The organism is Streptomyces sp. S3(2020) (assembly GCF_013044505.1).
Taxonomy (GTDB): Bacteria; Actinomycetota; Actinomycetes; order Streptomycetales; family Streptomycetaceae; genus Streptomyces.
In genome coordinates, this window is sequence record NZ_JABERD010000286.1 from 1 (window position 1) to 10,266 (window position 10,266).

The 10,266-nt window shown below is 69.6% G+C and carries 12 protein-coding genes and 1 pseudogene; 9 read left to right on the forward strand and 4 right to left on the reverse strand.

Going from position 1 to position 10,266, the window contains the following annotated elements; genetic code table 11:
* Nucleotides 1-202 precede the first annotated feature (202 nt).
* Nucleotides 203-1,201: a DMT family transporter gene (locus tag HLK59_RS44750; RefSeq protein WP_240983007.1), complete on the reverse strand. Its 999-nt coding sequence runs from the start codon at nucleotides 1,199-1,201 to the stop codon at nucleotides 203-205.
* Nucleotides 1,202-1,275: 74 nt separating this feature from the next.
* On the opposite strand from HLK59_RS44750, the gene HLK59_RS44755 reads away from it, so the two are divergent.
* The gene (locus tag HLK59_RS44755; protein ID WP_171147417.1) at nucleotides 1,276-2,178 is read left to right on the forward strand and encodes a LysR family transcriptional regulator; all 903 of its coding nucleotides are present in this window, start codon (nucleotides 1,276-1,278) and stop codon (nucleotides 2,176-2,178) included.
* A 6-nt stretch (nucleotides 2,179-2,184) separates the two neighbouring features.
* On the opposite strand, the gene HLK59_RS44760 is transcribed toward HLK59_RS44755, so the two are convergent.
* Nucleotides 2,185-2,652 (reverse strand): pyridoxamine 5'-phosphate oxidase family protein, encoded by a 468-nt coding sequence (locus HLK59_RS44760; RefSeq protein WP_171147418.1) that lies wholly within the window; start codon nucleotides 2,650-2,652, stop codon nucleotides 2,185-2,187.
* A gap of 139 nt (nucleotides 2,653-2,791) precedes the next feature.
* Here HLK59_RS44760 and HLK59_RS44765 point away from each other — a divergent pair, with 139 nt between their 5' ends.
* A complete protein-coding gene (locus HLK59_RS44765) occupies nucleotides 2,792-3,445 on the forward strand; it encodes a cysteine hydrolase (protein ID WP_171147419.1) in 654 nt (217 codons plus the stop codon).
* On the opposite strand, the gene HLK59_RS44770 is transcribed toward HLK59_RS44765, so the two are convergent.
* Entirely contained in the window at nucleotides 3,411-3,830 is a 420-nt protein-coding gene (locus HLK59_RS44770) for a Rieske (2Fe-2S) protein (protein WP_171147420.1), read from the reverse strand. The genes HLK59_RS44765 and HLK59_RS44770 overlap by 35 nt on opposite strands.
* Nucleotides 3,831-3,923: 93 nt before the next feature.
* On the opposite strand from HLK59_RS44770, the gene HLK59_RS44775 reads away from it, so the two are divergent.
* From HLK59_RS44775 to HLK59_RS44805, 7 genes are all read left to right on the forward strand, one after another.
* A complete protein-coding gene (locus tag HLK59_RS44775) occupies nucleotides 3,924-4,679 on the forward strand; it encodes a HipA family kinase (protein WP_171147421.1) in 756 nt (251 codons plus the stop codon).
* Nucleotides 4,676-5,125 carry a DUF3037 domain-containing protein gene (locus HLK59_RS44780; protein ID WP_346779967.1) on the forward strand — a complete coding sequence of 150 codons (450 nt, stop codon included), beginning with the start codon at nucleotides 4,676-4,678 and terminating at the stop codon, nucleotides 5,123-5,125. Before HLK59_RS44775 ends, HLK59_RS44780 begins: the two co-directional genes overlap by 4 nt.
* Before the next feature lie 128 nt (nucleotides 5,126-5,253).
* Nucleotides 5,254-6,015 carry a 3-oxoacyl-ACP reductase FabG gene (gene fabG / locus HLK59_RS44785; protein ID WP_171147422.1) on the forward strand — a complete coding sequence of 254 codons (762 nt, stop codon included), beginning with the start codon at nucleotides 5,254-5,256 and terminating at the stop codon, nucleotides 6,013-6,015.
* An 11-nt stretch (nucleotides 6,016-6,026) separates the two neighbouring features.
* Nucleotides 6,027-6,788: an SDR family oxidoreductase gene (locus HLK59_RS44790; RefSeq protein WP_171147423.1), complete on the forward strand. Its 762-nt coding sequence runs from the start codon at nucleotides 6,027-6,029 to the stop codon at nucleotides 6,786-6,788.
* 192 nt (nucleotides 6,789-6,980) lie between these two features.
* On the forward strand, nucleotides 6,981-8,564 hold the full coding sequence (locus HLK59_RS44795; protein WP_171147424.1) for an ABC transporter substrate-binding protein: 1,584 nt from the start codon (nucleotides 6,981-6,983) through the stop codon (nucleotides 8,562-8,564).
* A gap of 90 nt (nucleotides 8,565-8,654) precedes the next feature.
* Nucleotides 8,655-9,338, forward strand: coding sequence for a uracil-DNA glycosylase (locus HLK59_RS44800; protein ID WP_171147425.1), 684 nt, complete (start codon nucleotides 8,655-8,657; stop codon nucleotides 9,336-9,338).
* A 111-nt stretch (nucleotides 9,339-9,449) separates the two neighbouring features.
* The gene (locus tag HLK59_RS44805) at nucleotides 9,450-9,971 is read left to right on the forward strand and encodes a tetratricopeptide repeat protein (protein WP_171147427.1); all 522 of its coding nucleotides are present in this window, start codon (nucleotides 9,450-9,452) and stop codon (nucleotides 9,969-9,971) included.
* Between the two features lie 103 nt (nucleotides 9,972-10,074).
* On the opposite strand, the pseudogene HLK59_RS44810 reads toward HLK59_RS44805, so the two are convergent.
* A pseudogene (locus HLK59_RS44810) lies at nucleotides 10,075-10,266 on the reverse strand (hypothetical protein); the annotation flags it as partial.

A 10,266-nucleotide genomic window follows, 5' to 3' on the forward strand; every position in this document is an offset into this window, starting at 1 on the left:
TTCGCAGGCTTAGCTAGCAGATTGTTCTGATCCTGGGTGCTGTAGTTCGCTGGTATTTGAGTTCACGTCACTACATTCCATCATGGGAGCACGACGGTTACACGGTCTCAAAAAAAGTACAAGTTTGTTTATTTCAGGCAGATGCCAGCATACTAGATGCTCAGGAGTCTCGTTGTCTCGGGGATGTGTGTAAGAGACAGGTCTAACGGGATGTGAGGTCGTGCTTCGGGTGCGGCACGGTGGGGGCTGGTCGCGCCCCGCGGCGGAGCCGCAGATCGATACGGCCCCGCGCCCCTGGCGGGGCGCTTCGGTGCACCTGCGTCAATGCCGCGCCCGCAAGCACGATCACCGCCCCGACCGGCGTCGACCAGCTCAGCGACTCCCCCAGGATCGCGACGCCCGCAGCCGTGGCGATGACCGGGATGAAGTACGTGACCATCTGGGCCGTGGTGGGTCCTACTTCGGCGACCAAGCCGTACTGGATGAGGAGGGCCAGGCCTGTGCCCAGGGTGCCCAGGGCCGCGATCGCCAGCAGGGGCGTGACGGCGAAGCGGCTGGGCAAGCCGGTGAACAGCGGTGTCACGACCGCCAGTTGCAGAGTCGCCAGCAGCAACTGGGCGCCGGTCATGGAGAGATGGGAACGGCCGACCCCGGCCAGCGTGCGGCGGACGTAGATCCAGCCGATCGGATAGCTCAGCGAGGCCAGCAGGGCCATCGTGGTGCCCCGGGCGTCCAGGCCGTGGAAGCCCTGCCAGGCGCCCAGGACCGTCAGGACGCCGAGGAAGCCGAGGCCGAGACCGGCGACCCGGGTGCGGGTCGGACGGTCCTCCGACAGGGCGACCAGGGACAGGGCCATGCCCCACAGCGGCGAGGTCGCGTTGCAGATGCCCGCGAGCGTGGACGGGATCGTCAGCTCCGCGTAGGCGAACAGGGAGAAGGGCAGTGCGTTGAGCAGGAACGCGGCCACCGCCAGATGGCCCCAGGTGCGCGCCCCGCGCGGCAGCCGCTCCCGCTTCACCGCCATCGCCGCCGCCAGTACCGCCGTCCCGAACAGCAGCCGGCCCAGCGTGACCTGGAAGGGGGCGTACCCCTCGGTGCCCACCTTGATGAGCAGGAAGCTGAAGCCCCAGATCAGCGCGAGGGCGGCGAAGCGCAGACGCCAGTCGAGGGTGTGGGTCCGGGCGCGGACGGTGGTGGTCATGGGGACAACCCTGGCGCCGAGAACCTCGTAGCACAATCGAGAATTCCATCCCGGTATCTCGTAGCATTGCTTACATGTTGAACCTGGAGCGCCTGCGCACCCTCGACGCCCTCGCCCGGCACGGCTCGGTGAGCGGCGCCGCAGAGGGGCTGCACATCACGACCTCGGCGGTCTCGCAGCAGATGTCCAAGCTGGAGCGCGAGGTCGGCCAGCAACTCCTCGCCAAGAACGGCCGGGGGGTGCGGCTCACGGACGCCGGCCGGCTGCTCGCCGAGCACGCGGCCCGCATCCTGTCGCAGGTCGAGCTCGCCCAGTCCGATCTGGAGGCCCAACGCGGGCAGGTTGTCGGCGAGTTGAGACTCTCTGCGTTCCCGACCGCGGCCCGCGGACTGTTCCCCGCCGCACTCGCCGCCCTCAAGGCGGAGCACTCCGCGCTGCGGGTCCGCTCGTGCGAGCTGGAGCCGGAGCTCGGCATCGCGGGCGTGGTCCGCGGCGACCTCGACCTCGCCGTGGTCCTGGACTGGTACAACAAGCCGATGCCGCTGCCGGACGGGCTGGTCAAGGCGTCCGTCCTGGACGACCCGGCGGATGTCGCGATGCCGGTCGGGCACCGGCTCGCCGACCGTGACGAGGTGGACCTGGCCGAGTTCGCCGGAGACGAGTGGATCACCTGGGGACAGGGCGAGTTCTGTCACGAGTGGCTGATGTTCACCCTGCGCTCCAAGGGCATCGAGCCCATCGTCGGCCATCGCGCCGCCGAGACCCACACCCAACTCGGGCTCGTCGCCGCGGGGTTGGGCATCTGCATCGCCCCGCTGCTGGGCCGGCACCCGATGCCCGACGGAGTCGTCACCGTCCCGCTCAAGCAGCGGGTCCGACGGCATGTGTACGTCGTCTGGCGCGCGGACGCCGACCGCCGCCCGTCGATCAGGGCGGCGGTCGAGGCACTGCGGGAGGCCGCGGCGAAACTGGGCTGAACCGCCCTACAGGGCGGCGAGCTTACGGAAGTCCCAGGACACGATCTTGTCCGGTGTCAGCCGCATCCACGCATGCCGTCCGTCGTGCGGCATCTCGTCGAGCCGGAAGTTCTTGCGCGCGAACAGCGTCTCCGGCACGTCGAGTTCGGCGTACAGATCCCCGACGCGCGGGGCCTCGCCCACGAACTCCACGGCCCCGGACAGCTCGACGCCGCGCAGCTCGTCGTACTCCTCACCCGTGTCGACCACGATCGCGACCCGCGGATCGCGGCGCAGATCGGTCCAGCGCTTGCTCTTCACCACCGAGTACAGCCACAACGAGGTGCCGTCCCAGGCGAACCAGAGCGTGCTGACATGCGGGGCGCCACCCGTCGACACGGTGGCGACCCGGCAGGTGCGCTGGCTGGTGAGGAACTCGTCCAGCTCGCCCGGCGTCATCATGATCTTCCGGCCCCGGCGCTGAGTGACGGTCATGCGGCCCCCTCTTCCTTCTCCCACGTCGTGCCAGAGGAGAGATCCTCTGACATCACGTCAGAAAAGGATGCGGCGTCTTCCGTCACCACGCAATGGTGGCTACGCTCCCGGCTCCACCGCCGGCGACCAGGGGGCGACCGTGCCGTCGAACGAACAGCTCAGCGAGCTCCTCGCACCGCACTCCACGGTGCTGCTCACCGTCGAGTGCCAGCAGGGTGTCGTGGGCCCGGACAGCGCACTGCCCGAACTCGCCGAGGAGGCACGGTCCTCGGGCGCCCTCGCCAACGTCGCCCGGCTGGTGGCCGGCGCCCACGAGAGCGGGATCCAGGTGATCCACGCCGTCGCCGAACGCCGCCCCGACGGCCGCGGCGCCAACCGCAACGCCCGTCTGTTCCGCGCCGCCGAACGGCTCCCCGTCCAGCAGCTGTCCGGCACCACCGCGGTCCGGGTCGCGGCCCCGATCGAGGTCACCGAGGAGGACTTCGTCGTACGACGGCTGCACGGACTCTCGCCGATCCAGGGCACCGACCTCGACCCGCTGCTGCGCAACCTGGGCTGCCGCACGCTCGTCGTCACCGGTGTCTCCGCCAACGTGGCCGTCCCCAACGCCGTGTTCGACGCGGTCAACCGCGGCTACACGGTGGTCGTCCCGAAGGACGCCATCGCTGGGGTGCCCTGCGACTACACCTCCGCGATGATCCGCAACACCCTCGCCCTGGTGGCGACCGTGACGACCACGGCCGAGGTGCTGGCCGCTCTCACGCGAGCGCGATCGAGTCGCCGCTCACCGTGATCTTCTGCTCGGGCAGCGGCTGGGTCGCGGGCCCCTGCTTCACGCTGCCGTCGGTCACCGAGAACTCGCTCTTGTGGCACGGACAGGTGATGACCCCGTTGGAGACACCCGTCACCGCGCATCCCTGATGGGTGCACTTCGACGAGAAGGCCTTGAACTCGCCCGCCGTGGGCTGAGTGACCACCACGCCCGCGTCCTTGAAGATCTTGCCGCTGCCCTCGGGTATCTCCGACGTCTTCGCGAGCGCGGTGCCGGAGGCGGAGGAGGACCCGTCGTCGTCCGACCCGCACGCGTTCAGCGTGATGGCGAGCCCCGCCGCCCCCACCGCCGCCACGACGGTGCGCCGACTCGGTGTCGAGGTGGGATGAAGCGATTCGCTGGACATGGTCACGTCCCCTTCCACGGATATCTCGTGAACTGCCCAGGGGTACGGACCCGGCGTGCCCGTTGTTCAGACACCCCTCGGTAACCTGGGGCGATGCTCAAGGAAGCCATCGCGACCCGCTACATCACGCCCCTGCGTGAGGGCGGCTCGCTGCCGGGGCTCGTCGAGGCCGACGATCTCGGGACCTACGTCCTCAAGTTCACCGGCGCCGGGCAGGGCCGCAAGACACTCGTCGCCGAGGTCGTCGTCGGTGAACTCGCCCGCCGCCTGGGCCTGCGGGTACCCCGCCTCGTCACGCTAGCCCTGGACCCGGTGCTCGGCCTCGGCGAGCCCGAGCAGCAGGTGCAGGACCTGCTGAGGGGCAGCGGCGGCGCCAACCTCGGCATGGACTTCCTCTCCGGCGCCCTCGGCTTCGACCCGCTCGCCTTCACGGTGGACCCTCAGGAGGCCGGCCGGATCGTCTGGTTCGACGCGCTGGTCAACAACGTCGACCGCTCCTGGCGCAACCCCAACCTGCTGATGTGGCACGGCGACCTGTGGCTCATCGACCACGGCGCGACCATGATCTGGCACCACAACTGGCCCGGCGCCGAGGCGTCCGCGGCCCGCCTGTACGACGCCTCCGAGCATGCCCTCGCCCGCTTCCGCCCGGACGTCGGGGCCGCCGCCGCGCGGCTGGCCCCCCTGGTCACCGAGGACCTCCTCGCCGAGGTCACCGCCGAGATCCCGGACGTCTGGCTGGCCGACGAACCCGGCTTCGACACCCCGGACGAACTGCGGGCGGCCTATGCGCGGCCCCTGCTGGCTCGCGCCCCCCACATCCACGACCGCATCCAGGGGACCAAGTGAGCGAGCGCCACATCCACATGGCCGGCAGTGTGGTCGAGCGCCACATCATCAAGGGCGGGCAGGACAGCGACCGGGACGTCTACGAGTACGCCGTCCTGCGCCTCGTCCCGCGCATCGAGCGCGGCGAGTGCATCAACGCCGGAGTGCTCGTCTACTGCCGCGCCAAGGCCTACGTCGGCGCCCGCACCCACCTCGACGAGGCCAGGCTGCTCGCTCTCGACCCGGGCGCGGACGTGGCCGGGGTGCGGGCCGCGCTGGGCGCCGTCGAGAGCGTCTGCGCGGGCGGTGACGCGGCCGGACAGGCCGCCTCGGACGACGCCGGGCGGCGCTTCCGATGGCTGGTCGCGCCCCGCTCGGCGGTCGTCCAGCCGGGGCCCGTGCACACCGGGCTCACCACCGATCCGGCGGCCGAGACGGAACGGTTGCTGGATCTCCTGGTCAGGTAATGGATCACACCCGGGGCGCGCGACGTTGACACCGAGTGCCAGGGCTTCTAGCGTCACGTCTGCTGAAGGTACTAAGCGGTCGCTCACCGATCGGGCCGCACATTCTTCAATGGCGAGGAGAACGAGCAATGTCCACCACTGAGCAGCGGGTAGCCATCGTCACCGGCGCCGCGCGCGGCATCGGTGCCGCCACCGCCGTACGACTGGCCGCCGAGGGTCGCGCGGTCGCCGTGATCGACCTCGACGAGGCCGCCTGCAAGGACACCGTGGAGAAGATCACCGCGGCGGGCGGCAAGGCCATCGCGGTCGGCGCGGACGTCTCCGACGAGGCCCAGGTCGAGGCGGCCGTCGCCCGGGTCGTCGCCGAGCTCGGCGCCCCGACGATCCTCGTCAACAACGCGGGCGTGCTCCGCGACAACCTGCTGTTCAAGATGAGCGTCTCGGACTGGGACACCGTCCTGGGCGTCCATCTGCGCGGCTCCTTCCTGATGACGAAGGCCGTCCAGAAGCACATGGTCGACGCCGGCTTCGGCCGCGTGGTCAACCTGTCCTCCTCCTCGGCCCTCGGCAACCGCGGCCAGGCCAACTACTCGGCCGCCAAGGCCGGTCTCCAGGGCTTCACCAAGACCCTCGCCATCGAGCTCGGCAAGTTCGGCATCACAGCCAACGCCGTCGCCCCCGGCTTCATCGCCACCGACATGACCGCCGCCACCGCGGCCCGCGTCGGCATGGGCTTCGAGGAGTTCAAGGCCGCGGCCGCCACCCAGATCCCCGTCGCGCGCGTGGGCGAGCCCGACGACATCGCCAACGCGATCGCCTTCTTCACCAACGAGGCCGCCGGCTTCGTCTCCGGCCAGGTGCTGTACGTGGCCGGCGGACCGCTCGACTAGGGATCACGGACATGACTGAACTTCCTGAGCTCTCCGGCAAGGTCGCCCTCGTCACGGGCGCCAGCCGCGGTATCGGCTACGGCGTCGCCGAGGCCCTCGTCGCCCGCGGCGACCGCGTGATCATCACCGGCCGCAACGAGGACGCCCTGAAGGAGGCCGTCGAGCAGCTCGGCGCCGACCGGGTCATCGGCGTCGCCGGCAAGGCCCACGACGAGGAGCACCAGGCCGTCGCCGTCGCGCGCGCCATGGAGGCCTTCGGCCGCGTCGACTACCTGGTCAACAACGCCGGTACCAACCCGGTGTTCGGGCCGATCGCCGACCTCGACCTGAACGTGGCCCGCAAGGTGTTCGAGACCAACGTGATCTCGGCGCTCGGCTTCGCGCAGAAGACCTGGCACGCCTGGCAGAAGGACAACGGCGGCGCGATCGTCAACATCGCCTCCGTCGCCGGCGTCGCGCCCTCGCCCTTCATCGCCGCGTACGGCGTCAGCAAGGCCGCCATGATCAACCTGACCGCGCAGCTCGCCCACGAGTTCGCCCCCAAGGTGCGGGTCAACGCGATCGCCCCGGCGGTCGTCAAGACCAAGTTCGCACAGGCCCTGTACGAGGGCCGGGAGGCCGAGGCCGCAGCGGCCTACCCGCTGGGAAGGCTCGGCGTACCGTCCGACATCGGCGGCGCCACGGCGTTCCTCACCTCCGCGCAGTCCGACTGGATCACCGGCCAGACGCTCGTCATCGACGGCGGCATCTTCCTCAACGCCGGCGTCGGCTGACCGACCCCGCACGCATCACGGGCGCCACTGGACACCGGTGGCGCCCGTGTCCATGTACAGGACCCGCACAGACCTACGACAACGCCGCCACAACGGCACCGGCCACAAACAAGCCAGAGGGGCCGGTTCAGGCCGAGTAAAGCTGCGGTATGGTCTGCCAACCCTTGGTATGGCAGCTCGAGGAGCGTGCGCGTGTTCAACCGGAACAGAGGCCTTCGGCAAATAGCGGCCATCGCTTCCGTATCGTCGCTGGTGGCCGGGTGTGGCGTCCTGTCGTCGGACTCCTCCGACGACGACAGCCCGATAGTCGTGGGGACGACCAGCGCCCCGAGCACCCTGGACCCCGCCGCGTCGTGGGACAGCTCCTGGGAACTGTTCCGCAACGTCTACCAGACGCTCCTGAACTACGCCCCCGGCGGATCCGCCCCCGAGCCCGACGCCGCCGAGAGCTGCGAGTTCACGGACGCGTCGAGCACCGAGTACAGCTGCACGCTCCGCGAGGGACTGAAGTTCTCCAACGGGCACACGCTGGACGCCAACGCCGTCAAATACTCGATCGACCGCATCAAGAAGATCAACGTCAACGGCGGCCCCGCGGGCCTGCTCGGCACGCTCTCCCGGGTCCAGGTGAAGGGCGACCGCGAGGTCGTCTTCCACCTCAGCCAGCCCGACGCCACCTTCCCCCTGGTGCTCACCACGCCGGCCATGTCGATCGTGGACCCCGAGGACTACCCCGCGAACGCGCTTCGCAAGGACGGGAAGATCAGCGGCTCGGGGCCCTACACCCTGGACACCTACGACGAGGGCGACAAAGCCGAGCTGGTCCGCAACGACAGCTACAAGGGCATAGCGGACCGCAAGAACAGCGCCGTCACCATCCGCTACTTCCAGCAGTCCGACGAGATGGCCAAGGCGCTCAAGGGCAAGGAGATCTCGGTCATCTACCGTGGTCTCGCCGCCTCCGACACCGTGGACATCGACGCCAACCAGCGCGAGGACGGGCTCCAGCTGGTGGAGAACGCCACCACCGAGATCAGCTACCTGGTGTTCAACCCCAGTGACCCGTGGGCCGCGAAGCCCGCGGTCCGCAAGGCCATCGCCCAGATCGTCGACCGCGGGGCACTCGTCCACAACGTCTACAAGGACACCGTCGAGCCGCTGTACTCGATGGTCCCGGCCGGACTCACCGGCCACACCACGGGCTTCTTCGACGACTACGGCGACCCCAGCGTGGCCAAGGCCAAGAAGATCCTCACGCAGTCGGGGATCACCGAGCGGGTCCCGCTCACCCTCTGGTACACCAGCGACCGTTACGGTTCGACGACCAAGCCCGCCTTCGAGGAGCTGAAGCGGCAGCTGGAGGCCTCCGACCTCTTCACCATCACCCTCAAGAGCCGCCCGTGGAAGGCCTACGTCGAGGGCTACCAGAAGGGTGAGTACCCGGTCTTCGGGCGTGGCTGGTTCCCCGACTTCCACGACGCCGACAACTTCATCGCGCCCTTCGTGGGTGAGCAGAACGCGCTCGGCACCCCGTACGACGCCCCCGAGATCACCGACAAGCTGCTTCCGCAGTCACGCGCGGAGAGCGACCGCGGGGCCGTGACCCAGCAGATCGAGGAGGCTCAGCAGGTCTTCGTGGACGACGCGCGCCTGCTGCCCCTGTGGCAGGGCAAGCAGTACGTGGCCGCGGACGAGGAGATCGCCGGTCTCGAGAAGGTCATCGACCCGGCGACCATGATGACGATGTGGGAGCTGTACCGGAAAACCAGCTGGTAGCGGGCGCGTTCGCCGGTCCGGGGAGTCGTTGTCAGTGGTCGCCTGTAGGTTCTGAGACCTGAAGTGACCGCACGACATAAGGACGTTGACGTGACCGACATCGCCATGCTGCCCGAGTCCTGGCGCGAGGTCCTGGGCGACGAACTCCAGCAGCCCTGGTTCAAGGAGCTGACCGAGTTCGTCGAGGAGGAGCGGGCGAAGGGTCCCGTCTACCCGCCGCGCGAGGAGGTCTTCGCCGCGCTGGAGGCCACTCCGTACGACAAGGTGAAGGTCCTGATCCTCGGTCAGGACCCGTACCACGGCGAGGGCCAGGGCCACGGCCTGTGCTTCTCGGTGCGCCCCGGGGTGAAGACCCCGCCCTCGCTCCGGAACATCTACAAGGAGATGAAGGAGGAGCTGGGCACGCCCGTCCCGGACAACGGCTATCTGCTGCCGTGGGCCCAGCAGGGCGTCCTGCTGCTCAACGCGGTCCTCACCGTCCGGTCCGGCGAGGCGAACTCGCACAAGGGCAAGGGCTGGGAGAAGGTCACCGACGCGGTCATCCGCGCGGTGGCCGACCGGCCCGACCCGGCGGTCTTCGTGCTGTGGGGCAACTACGCGCAGAAGAAGCTCCCGCTGATCGACGAGAGCCGGCACATCGTGGTCAAGGGCGCGCACCCCTCCCCGCTGTCGGCGAAGAAGTTCTTCGGCTCCCGTCCGTTCACGCAGATCAACGAGGCGGTGGCGCTCCAGGGCCACGAGGCGATCGACTGGACGATCCCGAACCTGGGCTGACTGCCGCCGGGCCGGTTCCCCGTCGGACCGGCCCGGTGCCGCCTGACCGGGATTGTCGGTGGGGGCCGTTAGCGTCGGGTGGTAGTGACCGACGAGTGCCCGGAGGACGCGGTGGCGGAGCGACAGGAGCAGACGGTGCCCGATGCCGTGATGACGCGCATCGGGCAGGTCGTCATGCTGCATCACGCGGGGGACCGCGAGGAGGCCCGGCACCGCTTCCTGGACCTGTGGGCGGAGATCGGCGAGGACGGGGACCCGCTGCACCGCTGCACCCTCGCCCACTACATGGCCGACACCCATGACGACCCCTCGGACGAACTCGCATGGGACCTGCGGGCGTTGACCGCCGCCGAGGAACTCACGGACGACCGCCTCGCCGAGCACGAGGGCGCGCTCGCGGTCCGGGCGCTGTACCCCTCGCTGCATCTGAACCTCGCGGCCGACTACGTCAAGCTCGGCCGCCCGGACGCCGCCCGCACGCATCTGCGCCGGGCGCGAGGCGCGGCGGACTCACTCGGCGACGACAGCTACGGCGACGGGGTACGGGCCGCGATCAGCCGACTGGAACTGCGACTCGGCGAAGGCGGCCCCTCCGGCACCGCGGAGTGGGGACCGCCGCGACAGCGGCCCTGAGACGGCGACAGGTCGGCAGTCCACTGGGCCAGCGCCTTGCGAAACCCGGCCCGGCGGGCGTCGCGTGGCTCGACAGGCACCCCTCGCGCGGGTCGGGCCTCGGCTAGCGCCCGTACGTTCCCTCGCAGATCACCGCTTCCGGGCTGTCCTTGCGCCAGCCGCCGTACTGCTTGCCGAGTTTGCAGACGTCCGGGTTCTTCGGGACCTGGGCGGCGACGTCGGGGATCTCGACGTGGGGGCGCTGTGGTCGCGGGGTGTCGGGGCGCCAAGGGCGAGGCCGACGACCACGTCCGCG